The sequence below is a fragment of the Treponema sp. OMZ 799 genome (genome assembly GCF_024181365.1).
GTDB lineage: Bacteria > Spirochaetota > Spirochaetia > Treponematales > Treponemataceae > Treponema_B.
Map to the genome: position 1 here is coordinate 2243567 of NZ_CP051301.1, position 22374 is coordinate 2265940.

General features: G+C 35.6%; 12 protein-coding genes. All 12 read right to left on the bottom strand.

The features are described 5' to 3' along the window. Positions 1–5: 5 nt before the first annotated feature. From E4O04_RS10415 to E4O04_RS10470, 12 genes are read right to left on the bottom strand one after another with little or no spacing between them, the layout of a single operon-like run. A complete protein-coding gene (locus tag E4O04_RS10415; RefSeq protein ID WP_253707803.1) occupies positions 6–2318 on the bottom strand; it encodes an RHS repeat-associated core domain-containing protein in 2313 nt (770 codons plus the stop codon). Between the two features lie 46 nt (positions 2319–2364). Beyond that, a complete protein-coding gene (locus E4O04_RS10420) occupies positions 2365–3231 on the bottom strand; it encodes an NADase-type glycan-binding domain-containing protein (protein ID WP_253692051.1) in 867 nt (288 codons plus the stop codon). A 16-nt stretch (positions 3232–3247) separates the two neighbouring features. After that, entirely contained in the window at positions 3248–6760 is a 3513-nt protein-coding gene (locus E4O04_RS10425) for an RHS repeat domain-containing protein (RefSeq protein WP_253707805.1), read from the bottom strand. Between the two features lie 27 nt (positions 6761–6787). Further along, positions 6788–7408 (bottom strand): hypothetical protein, encoded by a 621-nt coding sequence (locus E4O04_RS10430; protein ID WP_253678686.1) that lies wholly within the window; start codon positions 7406–7408, stop codon positions 6788–6790. A 15-nt stretch (positions 7409–7423) separates the two neighbouring features. Continuing rightward, on the bottom strand, positions 7424–17101 hold the full coding sequence (locus E4O04_RS10435) for a toxin TcdB middle/N-terminal domain-containing protein (protein WP_253707807.1): 9678 nt from the start codon (positions 17099–17101) through the stop codon (positions 7424–7426). Between the two features lie 45 nt (positions 17102–17146). Continuing rightward, positions 17147–17464, bottom strand: coding sequence for a hypothetical protein (locus E4O04_RS10440; protein ID WP_253707809.1), 318 nt, complete (start codon positions 17462–17464; stop codon positions 17147–17149). Next, entirely contained in the window at positions 17461–17847 is a 387-nt protein-coding gene (locus E4O04_RS10445) for a hypothetical protein (RefSeq protein ID WP_253707811.1), read from the bottom strand. The genes E4O04_RS10440 and E4O04_RS10445 overlap by 4 nt, the downstream gene beginning before the upstream one ends. Continuing rightward, positions 17844–19043: a type II secretion system protein GspD gene (locus E4O04_RS10450; protein WP_253707813.1), complete on the bottom strand. Its 1200-nt coding sequence runs from the start codon at positions 19041–19043 to the stop codon at positions 17844–17846. The genes E4O04_RS10445 and E4O04_RS10450 overlap by 4 nt, the downstream gene beginning before the upstream one ends. A gap of 10 nt (positions 19044–19053) precedes the next feature. Beyond that, positions 19054–19812 carry a hypothetical protein gene (locus E4O04_RS10455; RefSeq protein WP_253707815.1) on the bottom strand — a complete coding sequence of 253 codons (759 nt, stop codon included), beginning with the start codon at positions 19810–19812 and terminating at the stop codon, positions 19054–19056. Continuing rightward, positions 19809–20825 (bottom strand): hypothetical protein, encoded by a 1017-nt coding sequence (locus E4O04_RS10460; RefSeq protein ID WP_253707817.1) that lies wholly within the window; start codon positions 20823–20825, stop codon positions 19809–19811. Before E4O04_RS10460 ends, E4O04_RS10455 begins: the two co-directional genes overlap by 4 nt. Beyond that, positions 20812–21486, bottom strand: a complete 675-nt coding sequence (locus E4O04_RS10465; protein WP_253707819.1) for a hypothetical protein — start codon at positions 21484–21486, stop codon at positions 20812–20814. The genes E4O04_RS10460 and E4O04_RS10465 overlap by 14 nt, the downstream gene beginning before the upstream one ends. A gap of 21 nt (positions 21487–21507) precedes the next feature. Further along, positions 21508–22089 carry a tetratricopeptide repeat protein gene (locus E4O04_RS10470; protein ID WP_253707821.1) on the bottom strand — a complete coding sequence of 194 codons (582 nt, stop codon included), beginning with the start codon at positions 22087–22089 and terminating at the stop codon, positions 21508–21510. Positions 22090–22374 lie beyond the last annotated feature (285 nt).

Genomic DNA, 22374 nt, shown 5'->3' on the forward strand with positions numbered 1-22374 from the left:
CTTAATTATCTCGTGCTCCATCCATCTATAACTTTTACATCGAAAACTTTTTTGGATTCACTTTCAAAGTAATGTATAGAAATTTTATTTCCTGCCTTATCATAACCATTCTTAAATACCTTTTTCCAGTTACCTGGTTCAACTTTGCGTAAGTTATCTAGTAACTTACCGTTATTTACTTTATTCACCAGTGTTTGACCTCGAATTGCTTGAAATCCTTTAGGATATTTTGGAGCATCTTTTATTGATTTATAAATATTTTTTATTGTATTGTCAGATTTTGTAACAGCCTTCGTAACATCATAAACATCGTCAACTCTGTTTATAGCTTTTGAAATACCAGTCGCTATATTATCACTATTCTTAACAACTTGCTTTGTAAGACCAACAATTTCATCACTGTGCTTGACAAGTTGTTTAGTTGCTTTACCGCCTTTACCAACGGCATCACCAATGATAGGTATCATAGATGCAAAGCTAAGTCCAGCACTTACATAATCTCCACGACCTAAAGAGATAACACCGTTTATTCCATCAGCGAATTCTCCAACGCCGGGAATAAGACCTATAGCATCAAGACCTCCTTGAACCCAGTCAAGCCAATCTTTTCCGTCGGGGTCTGAATATCTGATCGGATTATTTCCACTATAGTGATATACATTTAGATTAACTGTATTATAAATGCCCCCAGAAGCTCCATCATAATCTTTGGAAATATAATCATTTAACGCCGGATCACCTGACAGCCACCTCGAATACTTCGGATCAAGATACCTCGCTCCATAATAGTACAGCCCCGTTTCTTCGTCAAGCTCCTTACCCGTAAATCTAAACGGTAACTTATCCAACCCTGCAGCAACTTCTTCTACCCACAATTCTCCGTAGGGTGTATATTCTATATGCTCGTATTGTTTACCTCGCCAATCTGTTACAAATTGCGCACTTCCAAGGTGATCGCTGTGGTAGTAGTATCTCTTTGCCTTTTGTTCATCGTTGTCGCCTTGGTTATCCGTGTGGGTCATGGCGGTTACTAATCTTGAATTCCCTACAAATATGTGTTTGTGCACCCTTAACCCTTGAGGGTTGTTTTGGTCTTGTGTTGGTATGTGTATCGTAAAGAAATTATTGAAGTAAAGCGTTTCGCTTCGGCCCTCATCGGTGTATTTAAGAGCCCTCTGTCCGTCTTCGCCATAGCGGTAGTGTACTGTGTAGTTGCGGTCACTCGATTTGGTTAAGAGGTTGCGCTCGTTCCAGGTGTAGTTGCGCCTGTAAGCAAATAGGTCTTGCGGGTTTGATTGTTCCGTTTCTTTAGGAGCGTCAAGCCCGAAGCCGTAGTCGGTGCCGTAGACATCATCTTCTTCAAAATAGGAGTAGGTAAAGGTAAATTCTTCTTCATCGGTAAAGGGCCCGTCTTTTTCTGCCGTTATGTTGCCGTTTGCGTCATAGCGGTAATAACGGTTGCCTGCTTTTATTAAACGGTGTGCATAGGCAGGGTCATACTCGTATTGAAGCGAGTAGTCAAGTTCAGCTTTGGGATACGAGTTCCCTTGAGAGCCGGGTATGTTTGTGGTGCTTAGCTTATTGGTCATGTTACCTATATTGTCAAAGCTGAAGGTTTGTTTATATTTTGCAACACTTACCGGTGTCATACCGAAGCTCTTTTTACCCTTGTATTGGTTGCTTGTTCCTTCTACGCATATCAGCTGGTACAAGCTGTCGTAAGAATATGTTTGTTGTGTTTCGTAGGTAGTTGCGTCGTTTGCATAGCCTAATACATTTCCGACAGGGTCGAATGAGTATTTTATTTTTTGGAAGACGTCTTGGGTTTGTACGTTTTTGGTTTCTATTGTATCGAGCCAGCGCCGCTTTTCATCGTATTTGTATCTTGTTTCTACTCCGTTTCCGTATTTGATGTAGACTCTTTGTGCCTGTTCATCATCTTTTGAAAATATGCGGGCACCTCCTGCGTCGCACGGCAAAAAAGTGTCCTCGACGTATACCCGATACGCCTCCGCTTTATTTTTACTAGGCTCCTTGTATCTGCTCCACCTATTTCCAAAAGGCATGTCAGTGGGGCTGTTTAGTAATAGTTTTGTTTTGGCGGACTGCTGCATTTTGTTTATTATTATCATGAAGAAAACAAAATACAGCACCGCGCTTTTCAGGGCTCCGCTGCCGCTTCGGTATCTTTCCGCAGAAATTACTGCGGAAAGATGTACAGCAAAAGCAATTTTTATAAATTGCTTTTGCTCCCTTGCAATCGCTGTCCGAGAAGATGTGAGGTAGTTTAATTGTTTCAATACACAGTTATTTTTCATATTATTCTAACTCTTTTCCTACAACTATTATCGGTTCATCATACTATTACAATTTACGTCCTACATAACTCCATATTTTACTTATACATAAGTCTGAATATCTTTCTCCTTTGTACACATCAAGAATAGTAATTGTAATTATTTTATCACTTATAAATTCTTTGAAACGTAATACTTGGGGGTTAGGAGTATCTTTTAAATCAAAGAAATACTCCTTTAAAATATTCTTTTGAGTATTACTTAATGTTACCTTTATCTTTTTAGGTCTTGCATTATCCTTATATAAATGAGGCTTATTATAAGAAATAAATCCTGAACAAAGCATTAGAATAACATCATGCTTAGAATCTTCGTATTCAACTCTTTCATCTCTATCATTATAGCCTTTATATAATCTATCAATTATAATGGATTCGTTTATACCATTATTAGGAGCCGCCCAAAGTTCATCTATTTTCTTTGATACAATATTTTTTGCAGAATATTTAATATCACCTTCCATTACCTCCTTTGTTGCATATATTGATTCATCTTTATTTATCCAATCATGCGTATAAAATCCTTCCATATTGTTAAGCATACTAATACCTGATTGATAAACATATCCGTCTTTCTCATAAAAAGCACAAAAATTCTTATTATATAAAAATAAATATGTTTTAGGCTTTTTACTATTAAATATTGTTATAAAAGGAACTCCGCTTTTATATTCCAGCTTATAATCATAAATAGTTTTCTGGTTTGCTTCGTCTTTATCCAAATCATAAAAAAGTACCTTATTATTTTTTAAGAAAGTCATCGATAATGGCGGTGAAATAGCATATGTATAGCCTGCAGGAACTTCTGCTCCATATACCAAGCTACCTAATACAATAAAACATAATGTAATAAAAGACACAATCTTTTTTTTCATTCATTTTCTCCTTAATTTATATTTCATCACGCATAGGAAAAATATTAGGATCCAAAATAGGCAATGAATCCTTTATTATCATTTTAATTTTTGAGCCATATTTATCAAAGTCTCTATCATTAAGTGTTCCTTTATATTCAAAGCCCAATTTTTTGAAAAAGGAATTTATTTTATTAAAATCTTTCATTTTTAGAATTTGACAGCCTAAACCATAGGGCTGTAGCCAAGGCCCTCCTGTTTTTTCTGTAAACTGATCAGGATGTACTAAAAAGCTATCATCTAAACTAGCACCCAGTGCTTCATTTATAATATGCATCGGATTAGTATATGAATTAGACTTTTCAAGTAAATAAATGTTATACTCTCCTTCAGGTAAAGTCATTCCATTATATTGGGGATTTCCATTATTCAAATTAGGATGATCTGCAGTAGATTGAACAGACACAGTAATAATTGCAATATTATATACCCGTACTTCAAATGTTGATTTAAAATATTTATCAACACCCCTCCCCAAGTTACCATTATCTAAATAGCTTCTCTCAATATGTATAACCGTATTTTCTCTAATATTTTCAAAAAAAATTTTTACACTATCCCATAAAGCTTTCCCATCCGGATCCACATACTTAACCGGATTATTTCCCGCATAGTGATACACATGCAGATTGACGGTATTAAACACCCCTCCCATTCCCGGCAAATTCTCGTTGTGTTTCTTCGCTTCGTCATCAATGGGAGCCTTTGGTATGTAATCGTTTAATGCAGGATCCCCGCTTAACCACCGACTATACTTCGGATCCAAGTACCTTGCTCCATAGTAGTATAAACCTGTTTCTTCGTCAAGTTCCTTGCCTGTGAACCTAAACGGTAATTTATCCAATCCTGCTGCTACTTCTTCAATCCATAACTCTCCATAAGGTGTGTATTCTATATGTTCGTATTGTTTACCTTTCCAGTCGGTTACGAATTGCGCACTGCCAAGGTGATCACTGTGGTAGTAATACCGCTTTGCTTTTTGTTCTTCGTTGTCTCCATTGTTATCCGTGTGCGTCATTGCAGTTACTAATCTTGAATTTCCCACAAAGATGTGTTTGTGCACTCGTAAGCCTTGCGGGTTGTTTTGGTCTTGTGTCGGTATGTGTATCGTGAAAAAGTTATTAAAGTATAGCGTTTCGCTTCTTCCCTCGTCAGTGTATTTTAAAGCTCTTTGGCCGTCTTCGCCGTAGCGGTAGTGTACTGTGTAGTTTCTGTCGCTTGATTTGGTTAAGAGGTTTCGCTCGTTCCATGTGTAGTTTCTTCGATAAGCAAATAGGTCTTGAGGGTTTGTTTGCTCGGTTTCTTTAGGTGCGTCAAGACCAAATCCGTAGTCGGCACCGTATACGTCTTCATTTTCAAAGTATGAGTATGTAAATACAAACTCTTCTTCATCTGTGAATGGCCCATCTTTTTCTGCCGTTATATTTCCGTTTGCGTCATAGCGGTAGTATCGGTTGCCTGCTCTTATTAGGCGGTGTGCATAGGCAGGGTCATACTCGTATTGAAGCAAGTAGTCAAGTTCAGCTTTGGGATAGGAGTTTCCTTGGGCACCGGGTATGTTTGTGGTGCTTAGCTTTTCTTTCATGTTGCCTATGCCATCAAAGGCAAAGGTTTGTCTGTACTTTGCAATGCTTACAGGTGTTGTTCCAGAGCTTTTTTTACCCTTGTATTGGTTGCTCGTTCCTTCTACGCTTATCAGTTGGTACAAGTTGTCGTATGTGTAACTCTGACTTGTTTCATACGTGCTTGCGTCATTATTATAACCGAGGACATTTCCAACTGCATCAAAGTTATATTTTATTTTTTGAAAGACATCTTGGGTTTGTACGTTTTTTGTTTCTATCGAGTCAAGCCATCTTCGCTTTTCATCGTACTTATATCTTGTTTCTACGCCGTTTCCATACTTTATATATACCCTTTGCGCGTGTTCGTCATATAGGATTTTATCTACGTAAGAGTATTCAGCCGTTCCCTTTGACGAGGTTTTTACGCCGCTCACTCCCTTTAACTGTCCGCCTTTATCATAGGTGTAGGTTATGGTTTCTCCGTCAGGGTATTTCATACTCTGCATTCGCCCAAGATAGTCCGAGCGGTATTCAAAGCTTGCAGTTTCAGGATTAGTTCCCGCTCCGTAGCGGTTTATGGTTCTTGTTTCGCTTACTACCTCGTTTAAGTTTCCGTAAGTATAGTGCGTTTCTCCCGTTTCATCTTTTTTGTAGACTATTTGCCCCGCTCCATTTTGTCCCGGCGCTCCGTATTTATATTCTATGTCATGGCTAAAAGGATAGTCTGTTTTTAGTATGCGGTCAAAGCCGTCATACTCGTATCTTATTTCGGCTGCCTTGTTTTTTAATACCGAATCCGTTTCTGCTTGCAGCCTTCCTTTCTCATCGTAAATCCATTCTTTTTTGCCGGTGTCTTTGCTTTCTAATGCGGTTCTTCTTCCAAGCAAGTCATAACTTACCGATAAAAGATTATTCTTTGCGTCATATGCTCTAAGCATTTCTCCGAGGACGGAGTATTCGTATCGTGCTTTGGTTAATATAGTATTGTTTTTATCTAAGCGTTCTACTTCCCGTATGTTTCCTCTTGCATCTTTTTTACTTATGCTTACGTTTTCCAATGGGTCGGTTGTTTTTGTTATTTGTAAAGAGCTTTCTATCGAATACTCCGTTTTTTGTTTGTGTCCGTCAGGAAGTGTAGTTAAGATGTTCCTGTCTATATCGTCATACTCGTATTTTGTTCCGTTTCTTATCGTTGTAAAATTATTTAGTTCGTAAAACGCTTCAAGGGCTTGATAAGAGTTTTTACTTGATAGTTCTTGTTCTAAATCTCCTCCGTAAAAGAAGGGCATTCCTTCTTCTATCTTTCGTCCTGCTTCATCATAGTTTATTGCACTTGAAATATTCCAGCCTGTTTGGGTAGAATCGGCTGTTCCGTCGATGTACACTTCCCCTTCTTTTGCTGTATAGCTTATGCGTCCTAAGCCGTCATGGATTACTTCTTTTGAAAATATACGGGCATCTCCTGCGTCGCACGGCAAAAAAGTGTCCTCGACGTATACCCGATACGCCTGCGGTACTTTTTTGCCTAACTCCTTGTATCTGCTCCGCCTATTTTCAAAAGTCCTGTCAGTGGAGTTACTTAGTAAATTTAAAAGTTTAATCCCCGATGTTTTGCCGAATGGCAAAACTCGAAGCTCAAAGGTGCCTAAGCAGCTTTGAGCGGCGGACTGCTGACACTTGTGTACTATCATAATTATGTAAAAGTACACAAATACCGGCATCGCGCTTGCTTCGAAGCTGCGCCTATCGGCTTGCTGCACCAATACCGCTCCAATCTTTTTGCTGTATTTATCTTCACAGGCAAGGCTCTTTCCTCCGGTCAGAGCTTGCTTTTTGTTTAAACACACCGCAAAAAGGATTTCTGCTTCAATCGCTGTCCGAAAGAGATAGTTGGGCTTTGGAAAAATGCAAGGTTTTGGTTTCATAATATTTTTAACACTTAGCTATTTTAACTAAATAGTTTTTGATTTTTCCTCCAAGTTTTTTATTTCAAAAAAAATATATGCCAAAAAAATATTTTCCTCATCAACATATAATAGAGCAGTTGCCTTTACATTAAACCTTTCTTTGTTAATTACCAAAAGCAAATCTTGATCAAAGCTACAGCAATTTTCATTGGGGATATCAAAAGCTGCAACTCCTACATCAAATCCTGAAAACCATACTATTTTTGCTTTATTTTTTTCTATAAACATATCAATATTTTCAAACTGCTTTATAAACTCTCGAGCATTCTTTCCATTACCAAATAAAAAAATTTGCTCTAAAGGCTGTTCTATTTCATTAGTTTTTTTATTTTCAGGTAAAGCGGTACAATCTAAAAATTTTTTAAATACAGCACCACCCCCATTAACGCCATCATAACAAAAAGAAATAGAGACTAATTTTTTATAAAAAATATCTTCATATTCTTCAGCAGATAAATCAAAGATTCTTGTATAAAAATTTGACATAAAATTTTCTATTCGTTTTTTATTATTATCATCCATTTCTATTTCAACACAACCATAGCAAAATAGCTGCAATAGGTGAAAAGATAATAATAAAATTACAAAAAATAGTATTTTTTTCATGTTACAATATCTCCTTTAATGTTTAATTTGAATTTCTTCATTGCGTCTGGCAGAAATTTCTTTATAATGTCTTCTCCACGCTTTCCATGCCTGATATCTACTAGTAGAATTATTCTCTTTTTTCCAATTTTCTTTCCATAATTTTTTGTATTCTTTGAATACAGTTCTTGTAAATGCATTACAATCATTTATCAGAATTTTATATTTTTGTTTTGCATTGTCATTATTATGTCTTCCATCTTCTAGTCTCCCTCCAAACCTTTTCATATCCAAAACATTTTCAACAGCTTGCTTAGTAATGTTATCATCCATATTTGTATATTTTATGATATATTCATCATTTTTTGTTACTTCTCTCTTTAATATTCCTAATTTTTTTCCTAGTTGATGAATTAGTCCATACGAATCTCTAAATGACTTTAAACTGCCATAATCAATTAATGAATGCTTTGCAAAATCAAAATATTTCCCAAGAGCATGTCCCGAATCATATTTTGCATTTAATCCAGCATCTATCTGTCGCATAAGAATTGATGCATTCCCATCCGGATCGGTATACTTCACCGGATTATTCCCAGCATAATGGTACACGTGAAGATTGACGGTATTAAACACGCCGCCCATTCCCGGCAGGTTTTCATTATGTTTCTTTGCTTCATCGTTTATCGGTGCTTTGGGTATATAGTCATTTAACGCCGGATCCCCGCTCAACCATCTACTGTATTTAGGGTCTAAGTACCTCGCCCCGTAATAATACAGCCCGGTCTCTTCGTCAAGCTCCTTACCCGTAAAGCGGAAAGGTAACTTGTCCAACCCCGCAGCAACTTCTTCAACCCAGAGTTCGCCATACGGCGTGTATTCAATATGCTCGTACTGCCTGCCTTTCCAATCTGTTACAAATTGTGCACTTCCAAGGTGGTCTGAATGATAGTAGTACCGCTTTGCCTTTTGCTCATCGTTGTCGCCTTGGTTATCCGTATGTGTCATCGCGGTTACAAGCCTTGAGTTTCCTACGAATATATGTTTGTGTACTCTTAAGCCTTGAGGGTTGTTTTGGTCTTGTGTGGGTATGTGTATCGTAAAGAAGTTATTAAAGTATAAGGTTTCACTTCTTCCCTCATCGGTGTACTTAAGTGCCCTCTGTCCGTCTTCACCATAGCGGTAGTGTACGGTAAAGTTTCGGTCACTTGATTTAGTGAGTAAATTTCTTTCATTCCAAGTGTAATTTCTTCTGTAGGCAAATAGGTCTTGCGGGTTTGACTGTTCCGTTTCTTTAGGTGCGTCAAGCCCGAAGCCGTAGTCGGCACCGTATACGTCTTCATTTTCAAAGTATGAGTATGTAAATACAAACTCTTCTTCATCTGTGAAAGGTCCGTCTTTTTCGGCTGTGATATTACCGTTTGCGTCATAGCGGTAGTATCGGTTGCCGGCTCTTATTAGACGGTGTGCATAGGCAGGGTCATACTCGTAATTTAAGCTATAGTCAAGTTCAGCCTTGGGATAGGAGTTTCCTTGTGCACCGGGTATGTTTGTGGTGCTTAATTTTTCTTTCATGTTTCCTATGCCATCAAAGGCAAAGGTTTGTCTGTATTTTGCAATGCTTACAGGTGTTGTTCCAGAGCTTTTTTTAGCCTTGTATTGGTTACTTGTACCCTCTACGCTTATAAGCTGGTAAAGATTATCGTAAGAGTATGTTTGTTTTGTTTCATAAGTACTTGCATCATTATTATAGCCTAGGACGTTTCCGACAGGGTCGAATGAGTACTTTATTTTTTGAAAGACATCTTGAGTTTGGTTATTTTTAGTTTCTATTGTATCTAACCAACGCCGCTTCTCATCGTACCTGTATCTTGTTTCTACTCCGTTTCCGTAGCGTATGTAAACTCTTTGTGCGTGTTCGTCATAAATGATTTTATCTACGTAAGAGTATTCAGCCGTTCCCTTTGACGAGGTTTTTACGCCGCTCACTCCCTTTAACTGTCCGCCTTTATCATAGGTGTAGGTTATGGTTTCTCCGTCAGGGTATTTCATACTCTGCATTCGCCCAAGATAGTCAGAGCGGTATTCAAAAGAGGCTGTTTCAGGATTAGTTCCCGCTCCATAGCGGTTGATGGTTCGAGTTTCCTTTGTTACTTCATTGAGATAGCCGTACTTATATCTTGTTTCTCCAGTCTCATCTTTTTTGTAGACTATTTGTCCGGCGCCATTTTGTCCGGGAGCTCCATATTTATATTCTATGTCTTGGCTAAAAGGATAATCCGTCTTTATTATGCGGTCAAAGCCGTCATACTCGTATCTTATTTCGGCTGCCTTGTTTTTTAATACCGAATCGGTTTCTGCTTGAAGCCTTCCTTTATCGTCGTATATCCATTCTTTTTTGCCAGTGTCCTTACTTTCTAAACTTATCCGCCGTCCTAGCATATCGTAGTTTACTGCCAATAGGTTGTCTTTAGCATCGTAGGCTTTTAGCATTTCTCCGAGGACAGAGTATTCGTATCGGGCTTTGGTTAATATAGTATTGTTTTTATCTAAGCGTTCTACTTCTTTTATGTTTCCCCGTGCATCTTTTTTGCTTATGCTTACGTTTTCTTTCGGGTCAGTTGCCTTTGTTATTTGTAAAGAAGAGTCTATCGAGTATTCATTTCTTTGTGTGTGCCCGTCAGGTAAAACCGTTAATATGTTTCGGTCTATGTCGTCATATTCGTATTTTGTTCCGTTCCGTATGGTTGTAAAATTGTTAAGCTCATAAAACGCTTCAAGGGCTTCATAAGAATTTTTATTTACCAGTTCTTGTTCTAAGTTCCCTCCGTAAAAGAAGGGCATTCCTTCTTCTATCTTTCGCCCTGCTTCATCATAGTTTATTGCACTTGAAATATTCCAGCCTGTTTGTGTTTGCTCATCGGTTCCGTCGATGTACACTTCCCCTTCTTTTGCTGTATAGCTTATTCTTCCCAGACCGTCATGGAGTACTATTGTTTTCATAACCGCCGTATCGTCGGCTTCGGTGCTTATTTTGTTTTCGGTTACGGTGTACCAAAAGGAATCTTTTGGAGTAATGTATGTGTATTTTGCATAAGGAGTTTTTCCTGGTCCGATGATTTTTTCGGTGTCTTTGTCTCTTTCAAAGTCGTAGGGGCTTCTCACCTCTGTTACCCGTCCAAAGTTGTCGTAACTGTAGGTCATGAAGTTTCCTGCACTGTCTGTTTCTTCTACCTTTACCCCTAAGGCTGTATTCCATTTTATTGTGCTCGTGTAAGATTTATCTCCTTTAGAGCTTATCTCTTTTATTTCGATAGGATATATGCCGTCAAGGTATTTGTATTCCGCTTTTTTACCTGTCGGGCTTGTTACCGCTTTTATGTTTCCTTCCTCTGTCCATTCTATACGGTTTACAAGATATGCTCCATGCGACGTGTATTGTTTTAATTCCGTTAAGGCTCCTGTTCTGCTGTCGTATGCACCCTCCCTTTTACGCAAAAGAGTTCCCGTCTTTCCGTGCAGGACATGTATTTTTTCGGGGTGGGCTTTAAAGTACGCTTCTTCTCTTCCCCCTTTCCAATATGTTATTTCCGCTATGAGGTCATCGTTTGTGTTTGTTACCTCTCCCTTATCGTAAAGTTTTGTAACGTTCCCGTATTTATCGTAGTCGTATTCGCTTTCGGTTTTTATTTCGTTGTAGTTTTCTCGTATTGTGTTAGTTTCTTTTTTTATTCTCGCATGGGGTGCTGTGTCTATCTCGTATTCTTTTATTGAGTATACTCGGTTTCCGTTTCTTATTATTTCACGTTTTACCATACCTTTGCGGTAGTAAGAGTCTGTGTAGTATTCCGTTTCAGTTACAGTGCCTATTGCGTTTTTACTTTTTACGGTTTTAAAGCCGTAGAATTCTTTTTCTATTCTGTTATAATAGCCGTCGTGGTAACTATAATAGGTTGTATACTCTTGGCTGTTGCCTGTTTTACTTTTTAATCCCGATTTTGCAGTTACTTCACTTAATACGTATTTACTTTGGGGAAGCTCTACCGTGTTTCCTACCCTCTCATATTTTAATTCGTAGCTTCCGCCTTGGGGTAACTTTATCTTTTTTAGTAAGCCTACCTTTCCTAAAAGGTTACGCTGGACGTATAGTTTATTATCTCCTCCTATGTTAAACACTCTGTCTATTAATCCGTCCCCGTCTATATCGAATAATCTTAAACTTACCTCACTTTCACTATAGTTTCCGTTACCTCCGCCTGAAAAATTAAATATCAATGAGACTTTAGGAGGGCTCCACACCGGAATACCTACCTGTCCTGAAAGACTTCCGGATATGCCTATGCTTCGGCTTGTGTTAAACTCAAGAGAAGAAGGTATTGCTAATATCTTATCTATTTTTTCCGTTATAAAATCTCCTGCAATTTTTTGCGGCTTATAAGGAATTTGTATTTTCTCCGTTTGTTCTACAACCTTACTTATCATCTCTTTAAAAAATCTTGCATACTCAGGGATTTCAAGTTTTCCAATACAAATGTTTTTTTCTTTAGAGGAAAAACCTCTGCCTGTATTTATTCTTATTTTATAATTTCCATTTTCTGCCGTGCTTAGTTTATCGGGAAGACCGTCGCCGTTTATATCTGTCAATATTTCTTCCGTAGTGCTTCTGCTTATGTTGGCACTTACTCCAAAGCTTGCTCCTCCATAAAAAATGCCAATAGGAGCATTAAATCCGCCTCCTATATTTCCCCCTGCACTTTCTACCTTTCCGGAAGATATATATTCTGTATTCCATCCTCCCGCTTTTTTAAATTCATCTCCTATGTTTAGCCTTGTCTCTGCCCCATTTTTATAATCGGCAAGCCCATCTCCGTTTACATCTAGTAACCCCGCCTCTTGACTTTGATTTCCATTTGAATAATTAACTCCGGCATTTCCGGATATACCGTAGGGGGTATCACCGGATGGGGCTACCGTTACACTTTTTATCTTCCCCTTACTATCTCTTACCGCTTTTAATGAACCTGAAAGGCCTACTGCAGAGCCTACAACTTTTGACGAATTAGTATTTGAACTTAAAGAAGCTCCCGAAAGACCTTTTTCTTTTTCAAACTTTAGATTATCCTGGCCATACTGAACTAAAAGATATCCGTTTTCCGTTTTTAATATGTCAGGATACCCGTCTCCGTTTATATCCATGTAACCTTGTGTTTGTTCACTTGTACCTGAATTAAAGCCTATGCTGCCGCTTAAATGTCCTCCTGACACTCCTATATTTTTGTCAAAACTTTCGCTCTCCGTTTTGCTTAATGCAAACGATACCGCCCCTCCTCCTTCTTCCTTTATCCATGGAAGGTCTTTATAAGAAGGGCCTGTTATTCTGCTTGCATAAATTACATTATTGTCAATATAGGCAGCATAATGTTTTACTTCGCTTTTTATTTCTCCTTCTCTATCAAATCCATTTTTTACATGTGTCGAAATTGAACCTATTAAACTATTATCGCTAAATTCAAAACCTGTATTACTCTCTCTTTCAGGAACCTTTCCATTTTTCGCTGTCAACGCCTTATATGTTTGTACTGAAATATATCCGCCGAGTTTTTCTTTTCCTATTTTTTGATTAACCTCATCTTTTATATCTTTTTCTTCTCCGTTACTTCCCCTATCTTTTTCTACATCTTTTTCAACACCTTCTTTTTCTTTCTCTATATCATCTTTATTTTTGTTTTCATGAGTATTCTGTTTAAGAAGTTCATTTTCACTAAAGGTTTGTTCTCCATATCGTGAATATAATCCGTAGTACCATAGATTTTCTCCTCCATATAGCCTTTCATATCGGCTTATTTTTTCCAAACCTCTTTCACCCTCATATATTCCGCTCTTATAATTTTCATTTCCTTCATATTTTTTTATCCTTTCACGTTCTATAACAAGATCTCCTCCTTTTACTTTGGCGACTTCTATCTCTCCGTTTTTTACAGGATACAAACTGCTTGAAGGATATTCTATTATAAGTTCTACTTTTTCATAATAATAACTTTCCAAATATTCCAAAAAGTTTTTTACTTTTTCTTTTACAAGGTTTTCTCTTTTTGTCTTATACTCTTTTTTTAGCTTATCATACTCAAAGTATGTAAAATCATATTTATCTCCTTCATATAGCTTTAACTTTTTTATTAACTTCTCTTTCTCTTCTGGTGAAATGTCCTTTCTTATTTGGTAGCTTTGATTAGAATCGCCTCCAATCTTTTCAAAATAATCTCTCCCTATTTCTTTTACTTCTTCTTCAGTAAATATACATATTTCTCTTAATCGTCTTTCTCCGGACGGTATGCTTTCTTTTATATATATCTTTCCTTCTTTTCTTACATCAATTAAAGCTTCAATTATTCCGAGTATACTTTCTTCTTCTACATCATCTTTTATCTTATATCCGTCTTCATATCTTTCATATAATTCTTTTATCTTTACATATTTTCCTTTCTTAAAGGCAAGTCTTTCTTTTATTATTTCATATACATCACCGCTCAATCTTTCTATACGGTTTAATCTATACTCCAAATCTTTTTGTATTACTTCCACTATCCCTTTCTCATATTCTTTATCGCTTATTACACACCCTATATTTTTATTAATAAGGTTTATATATAATTCATATCCTGCATCTTCTTTCTTCTTCAATAATACTTTTATGTCTTTAGTTTTCTTATCTAAAATTACTTCAGCTTCCTCATTCTTTATTCCCTGTTCATATAATTTATATTCCCCTTCTTTTTTTATCTTGTATTCTTTCCCTCTTATCCTTCCTATCAATATTTTTTCTTCCGATTCATATCCTCCATTTTCTTCTTTCCTTTCCTTATTCTCTGCTACCTTTAATATATCCCGATAATACTTCTCTCCATTACCATAAAATAAAGGATACCTTAATTTTTCGCTTTTTTCATACCCTGTTAGTTTTTTTAAAGTTTGATTATCTGCCTGTGATATAAATCGATTCATTACATGTTGATTTAAATGTCCGGTCCTGTCTCCTGTGTGTATATACTCTTTAAATCCTCCGTCATATTTTATTATATTTTCAATATCGCTTTTATCCCCGTATTTTTCATACAACTTTTCAAACTCTTCTTTTTTTATTTCACGGCCTATATATCCGTAATATCTTAAAGCAAGTGCTTTTTCGATTGCATTCTCATCTATCAATGAAAGATAATTACTCTTTAAACTCCAAAAAGTTCTTTCTACCTTATGTGTATTCCCTTCTTCATCTTCATATTGTATAGATTCTTCATTTTTATCATATAAATTTATGATTTCTTTTTCAGGCGTGCTATACGTTTTATTTGGAAAAAGGTACTGTATATTTCTTCCAAGTAATTCATCCCTCATGTACTTTTTATATTCAACTCTTATTTCAGCTTCTATTCCCGCCCCTATTTCAACCTTATTTTCTGTTTCACTTACAAAATATATGTACTCACCTCTTTTTACATCCGTTTCAATCTCATAGGTTTTATTCTCCAGGCATTCACAAAGCTTTTCACTGTCTTCTCCTCTTTTACTTCTATACACACATAATTTTGTCTTATCTTTTCTTTTTACATCTATATTTATAAGAACTATTCCGCTTACAGGACTTCTCCATGCCTTTATCCCTTCCTGAAAATAATGAGCCTTTTCCATTTCTTTTTTTTCAGCTTCACTCATTTTTATCTTTGCATTCTTTGCTCCCTTAAAGCCTATTCCCGCTTTAAAGCCTTTCCCTTCATTATTTTCATAATATTTCCCGTTCGATACAAAGTCTATAAAGCCGTCCCTATTTACATCCGTAAACTCTGCCTTATTTTCGCCTAAACTTCCTTGTTTTGTTACTCCGACATTAGCTCCTACCCCGCCGGCATTTATATCGACTCTGCCGCCTATACTCCAACTGCTATCCTCATTTTCACTTAAAAAAGAACCTTCCAATGCACTAAAATCAAAATCTCTTTTTTCTGCATATATCAGTTTACCGTTTTCCTCTCTTATAGCTTCATATAATTTTAATTTTCCTTTCTCCCATCCTACTATATCCGCTAGTCCATCCCCTGTTACATCTACAAAGTTCTTCTTACTGTAACCGCGGCCTACACCCCCTGAACCGGTCATTCCTCCGCTTATCGATACCGAATTTTCTATATTTATTCCAACTCCTACACTGCCCGATCCTCCGCCTGATATATGTACACTCTCCGATATGCTTCCGCTTTTCTCCCATTCTTCCGTATCGCCAAATACTTTTATTCCACCATCCCCTTCGCTCTGTGCATCCTCGTATTCAAACCTGTATGCGTATACTCCTTCTTCCTTTCCGCTTCCTCTTACTTCTATACTCTCTAATAAACTTTCTAAAAATGTGTTTTCTTTATAATTAAATTTATATCTCTTTACTTCCTCTCCTTTAACTTCACTTCTTATCTCTCTTATTCTTTTACTTTCTTTCTTTAAATACTTTCCCCTTCCCTCTACTCTTACATCCTCTCTTCCCTCATACTCTATCTTTATTCGCCTCTCTCTTTCTTTCCCATACACTATTTCCTTTAATACTACTTCCTCTCCTTCTACGCTTTTTCCATTTTCATAGTTATATTCTATTACGTTTCCAAAACTATCCCGTATCTCATCCAAGTAATAGAGGTATTTTCTCCCTTCGCTTCCTCCGCTCCAATTCTTTGCTCCGTATATTTTAACACTTCCGTCTTTTTCTCTTATCTCAAAATAGTTTTCGCTTCCTCTTCCTTCTGCCCACTCATTTTTTATTGCTGCATAACTTTGTTTTCTCTCTTCCTTCCATCCTCCTCCCTCATATCTTACTCTTATCCCGTTTATCAAATACGTGTCTTTGCCGTTATATTCAGGTAAGCCCAATCTTGTATCTATACTTATGCTTTCTATTCCGCTTAAACTAAAGCCTTTGCCCAATACTCCATACCCGCTTCCGCTTGAATAGCTTACCGCCAACTCAGGTGTAAACCCTCTTACTCCGCCGGGTAATTGCAGTTTCATGTTAAACGAGGCACTTCCTTCACTTACCCCCTTTAATCCTTCTATGCTTTCTATCCCCCCTACCGCATCCGCTGCTTTTAGTTCTTTTATGCTGTTTAAGTTTATGTTTACAGGGCCGGGCGATTCAGGTAAGCTTAACGTCCCGTTTATCATATCCGTAAAATGATTTGTGTAAGACTCTATTACCTTTTTTTCTACATCTACGCCCTTCCTTTTTAACGCTTCCCATGCTTTCTTTCTTTTATTATAATAATACGTATATATCTCTTGTGCATATTCTTCTTCTATACGCTCATCATATGCCATTTTTATCAAACATTCTTTTTTAAATTTTTGCCCCTCAGGCTCAAATCTGTATCCGCCTAACCCTGCCGTTACGTTTTTTATTTCTCCATCTTCTACTCTTATTAACCGGCTTATCTTTATTTCAACTTCTTTCTCTAATGCCCCTTTCGGTACTTCAAATCTCACCCCCTCCCCTTCAATTATGCCCCCTTCTTTTCCTATTACCTTGCTTGCCAATAAGATAGAGTTATTTATTTTTATCTGCTCTCCGCTTTCTCCTTCGGCATATAGGTTTAAAGGAAGTACTCCTACCGTCATATATACTATAAACAATATTATCGAAATGCCTTTTTCTTTTATTCCTTCCATTATCTTTTTCATTTACTTTTATCTCCACTCTTTTTATAAGACTTTATTTAAAATCCTTTACTTTACCTTGTATTCTATCCAAACAAAATCATCAGGAAATTTATCCTTCGCTGATACTACTCCTATTAACCCGGCTTCCCCTTCTCCAAGTAAATATTCACTTGAATCGTTTATCGTATATGACGGGCTTCCGGAATAACTTTCATCGTTAAAATATACTTCTATTTTCTTCCCTGCCTTTTTTACACTGATGCTGTTTTCTACACCATAGCCTTTATTTAACTTTTCACTTTGTCTTTTCCACTCTATATCTTTATACAAGCCGTCTACTACATAGCCTACAGAATACTTCCCATCTACATGTATTAAAATCACGAGCATCCTATATTTTTTTGTCCTGCTTCCGTCTTTGTACTATAACATACTAATCCGTATCCTGCTTCACTCGCCCCTTCTTTTTTTACTACTTTTATACTCGGGGCATTTTTATCTATTTCTTCTCCTAAAAATTTCCATAACGTATAACCCCTCACACCCCAATATTTTGTATTGTTTGTTTTTAATATGATCTTTTCCCCTTCCTTTATAAAAAGTTTATCTTCAAATGGATTTGTTCCGCCTCCTTCTTCATTTTCTTCAATCTCATTTCCTTCTTCAAAAATCTCGCTTTCTCCATCCCTTATCCGGTTATAAGGATTAACGCAGCCTGTCAATATAAACACTAAAATTATCATAAATATTTTTCTTAGTTTCTTCATTCTTTATCTCCTTCGATATATTTTTTATATAGCCTTATAAGCCTTTCTTTCTTACTCTTTACTTTCTCTCTTTCTCGATGTATGTACGGCACTATGTAGATGACCATTTCAGTTACAGTTTCAGAACCATTTATATCTTTAAAAGCCAATCCTGCTATCGGTATGTCTCCCAAACCGGGTATTTTCTTTTCGCTTGAATTTTGTTCAACCTGTAATAAGCCGCCTATTATAATCGGCTTGCCGGAAGGAGTTCTCACTTTTGTTTTTACTATTTTTTCCGATGTCGGAGGTAAAACACCGCTTGTCGCTCCTCCTGAGCCCTGTTTTGACACTTGTGCATTTACTTCCATCGTTATCATTCCGTCTCCGGATACATTTCCTTTTATATTAAGTAATAAACCAGATGTTATCTCTCTTACAGAACCATATAAGGGTTTACCGTTTGAATCAAGGGTTTTATCTATATATCTGAATGTATTTGTATTTTGAAATTTTACTTCTTCTCCCGTTATTCCGTTTAATGTCGTATCCGCTAAAACTCTTGCCTTATTTTCAGCTAATTCAAAATTAAGTTTTGCTATAAATTGATAACCGAATTTGCTGACTATATCAAAGTTTATATTAAATATATTGCTCATTATACCTGAAAACTCACTCACAGGCTTTCCATTAGTTTTTTTTACTTCAAGACTTTTCGCCCAGTTTATGTTTTCACTTTTTTCATATTGCACTACCAATAGCTGATACCGTATCTGCGCCTTAGGTCTATCTATCAGCTCCAGCTCTTTTAAAAACTTTTCCCTCTTTATATCGCTCCCTCTAAAAAATATTAAATTGGGATTTCCGGTTACTACTATACTTTCTTTATTTACGGCAGGTGGAAGATGTTTTAACAATTCCTCCGAAGATATATATTTTAATAATATCGCTCTCTCTTCTTTTTCTATATCCAGTATCTTTATATATTCTTCCACTATTTTTTGTTCTTCCTGAGTACATCTTATTATAAATCCGTTTATATCCGCCAATATATTTATTTTTTGTTTTTTCAGTTCTTCAGGCAATGCATCTATAAATTTTTTTACTTCAATATACTTTAATTCATATTTTTCACTTTTTATATCTTTAATTCCTTCTTGCCCATATACCATACATACCGAGAAAAATAAAATAAATAAAACGGACTTCTTTTTCATTATTTCTTTCCTATTCTATTGATAAAAGCCTTAACGTATACGGATAGCATTCTCCACCTGCACTACCGCTTACTACTATATTCCTATCCAACGATACTTTAAATCTTAATTCTCTCTCGTAATCCGTATCATTGGTTATTATGACGGATTTATTTGTTGCAGGTTTTTCGGTGTGTCCATTATAGGGCATTGTTATTATAAAAGGTAAATTAGCTGCATCGTATACTATTGCTACCTTAGCCTTTCTTTTTGCAGGAATTCTTACCTTGTACCAATCCTCATCCTCTAAAACGGTTCCTTCATGCGATCTATAATAATATACATTTCCCTGTATATCGTTTTGCAATAATACGGCCTTTTCTTTTCTGTCGTTGGGTTCATATACATCTTTTACCTGTTTACTGTATATACCCATGTAATGTATATTCCCTAAAAATCTTTTTTTACCTCTAATCTTATCAAGTCTATAGATATATCTTGTATCTTCTTTTAATACTCTATCTTCATATTCCGTCCCTTCTCCATTATACACTTCTTTAAACTTTAATACGTTTTTATCTTCACTTCTCATCAATATGTATTTATCGCACCTTTCATCTTCTTCCCAAATGCATTTTATTACATTTTCTTCGCTAAAAGAATCTACGTTTACATAAAAATTATCAGGATCTCTTTGATCTCTCGATACTATCTCATATACTCCGGTTCCGCACGCTCCATTAAAAATTACAATGACTATTATAAGTAATTTCAATATTTTCCCTTTCATTTTCTTTTATACTCCTTTTTAAAAACTTCAAACTCAACTCCGACCTTTCCTATATATTTACTCATTACATTTTTATAGAATACAAATTCAAATTCATTCGCAAATATTATTTTTATCTTCTCAGTTACTGCGTATTTATAACCGATACCTGTAATAATTCCAACAGCTCCCGATGTATTAACTTTACTATCCGAATATTTATCTTGATATGATACGATGTCTAAACTGTATAAGACTCCGGCTTTGGCGTAAACTCTATGAATATCATAAAAGTTTATGTACATATTTGTATATCCTGCTGCATTTATATTATTTAAATAACTTTTTACGGCCTCTTTGCGGTTTACTCCCAGCCTATAATCCAAAGATAATCCCACCGAAAAATAAACGGGATATGTCTTTATAAAAAACACGCTGTCATCAGGTATTATCTCAAAACTGCCTCCTATTCCGATAGTTCCGCTCATGTATTTTACCCAAGTCTTATTCATAAATGTCCAATACCAAATATCAGGCCCTACATTTATTCTGCTATACTTCTCCACTTCTTCCTGTTTCGGAATATAAAAAATTTCGTGTAAACTATCCAGAACTTTTTTGCTTATGTTCTTTATAAATTTTTCATAATTTTCTATTCCATCTTTTTCATACACGGTAAATATATTTTTCCTTCCCTCGCCGTCAAAAATTCTTAATTCACCTTCGTATGTGTATTCAGTTTTCTTTATCCAGCCATAGATCAAATATTTTATTTTTTCTTCTCTGCATAATTTCAGCGCATCATATGAAGACCTTACCTGTTTTATCTTTTTTCTCGTCTTTATTATTTCTACTCCTAAAAATTCTTTTTGTTCTTCTATGCTCTCACAAATATCGTCTTGCAATTTAGTATCTGTTTCATAGCTCTCCTCTCCTTCATCTACACTCAATAAAGGGGCTATATATACTTGTTCAGCTTCCAATCTTATAAAAATTATTATTACAGCTAATATTAAACTCTTAACTCTGTTCATCGTTTATTGCCTTTTCTCTTTTTATAAAGTTTTCTATTATTTTAAAACTGCTTTCTTCCATTCCGTTTTTTCTTAAGTATTCTATTTCTTCCAATATATAATCATAATTTTCTTTATTCATCTCATTTGAATAAAACAAACTATATACTCCGTAATATCGTGAGCTCAATCTTTCAGGATCACTTTCTTTTATTTCTTTATATATTTTATATGCTGCCGCATATTTTTTTTCTTTTAGCAAATTATACGCTTCCATTTCTTTTTTTTCCAATACACCGTCTGCATATATCAATCTCATCTCTTTTTTTCTGTCTGTTTCATTTATTCTTTTTTGACCTGATAATATATTTTTTAGTTTTACTTGTGTTTCACTGTCTTGAATTTTTAATAGATTTTTAACTTCTTTTACGTCCTTTAATATATTCTCAGTGTTTGTATCGATTTTTGCATTTATTTCATCCCGATTATGTTCTATCTGCCCGATTATATTTTTTTCCGTATGTTCAAGCAATGTAATGATATACTTTAATCTTTCTTCTTGTTCTTTCTTTATTTGAAAAACTACATAAATATTAAAACAAAAAAACACTATAATTATAGCAGATATAACAGAGAATTTTATAATCGTTTTTGATGAGCTTTTACCGTTTTCTTTTTCCATACTATATATTAAACTTATCCTTTAATTTAATTTTTTTAAAAATTCTTTTACGCTTTTATCATCTTTTTCTTTTATTTCTTCCAATAATTGCTCAGCTTCTTTTTTCTTACCTTCTTTATATCTAATCACTGCTTTTAAAAAAAGACCGGCATCCCGATACTCTTCTATCTTTATAGCCCTATCTATAGATTCTTCTGCCCGTCCATATTCTTTTTCATCTATCAAGCTTTCAGCTTCTTTTAATATATCTTCTCCGCTTTCCATCCTTATATGCAATAAGCTCATAGGCTCATAATAAAATACTTCTTCGATTTTCTCATAGCCTTCTTTTTCAAGCTCTATCCTTTGTTCTTTTTTATCCTGTATGTCTGCATATAAAAATTTTAAGATAAATCTGCCCTGCCCGTCCGATACGGCCTTTAGCCACCCGTTTACTTTTACGTTTACTCCTGAAACCCCTTCTTCATTTCCATCATATATCATCCCGTACATAACGCCTGCATCGTCTTTGTATTTCTTGCTCCATACGCTTGAACAGCCGGTTGCAAGGATTAAAGCAGAGAATAATAAACATAAAATCTGTTTAATATTTAATTTTTTCATAAAAGTGATTTTCCTAAAAATAAAAGTATTAAGCCGTCAAATTGAAGGGAGAAAATGATACGCACACAAAACGGCCGATTTGTAAACCTATCATACATATATTAATTTGTCAAGACTTAAATTCTTAAAAAATTATTTTTTTCACTTTTTTGAGATATCAGGTAAATATTATAAACTTGAGTACACCATAAGCTTAATTTCAATTTTCTAGAATTTATTTATAGATTAAGGAATTGATTTTCGTAACAGTTTTACTATAATATATGTTCTACTAAACGGTTATAT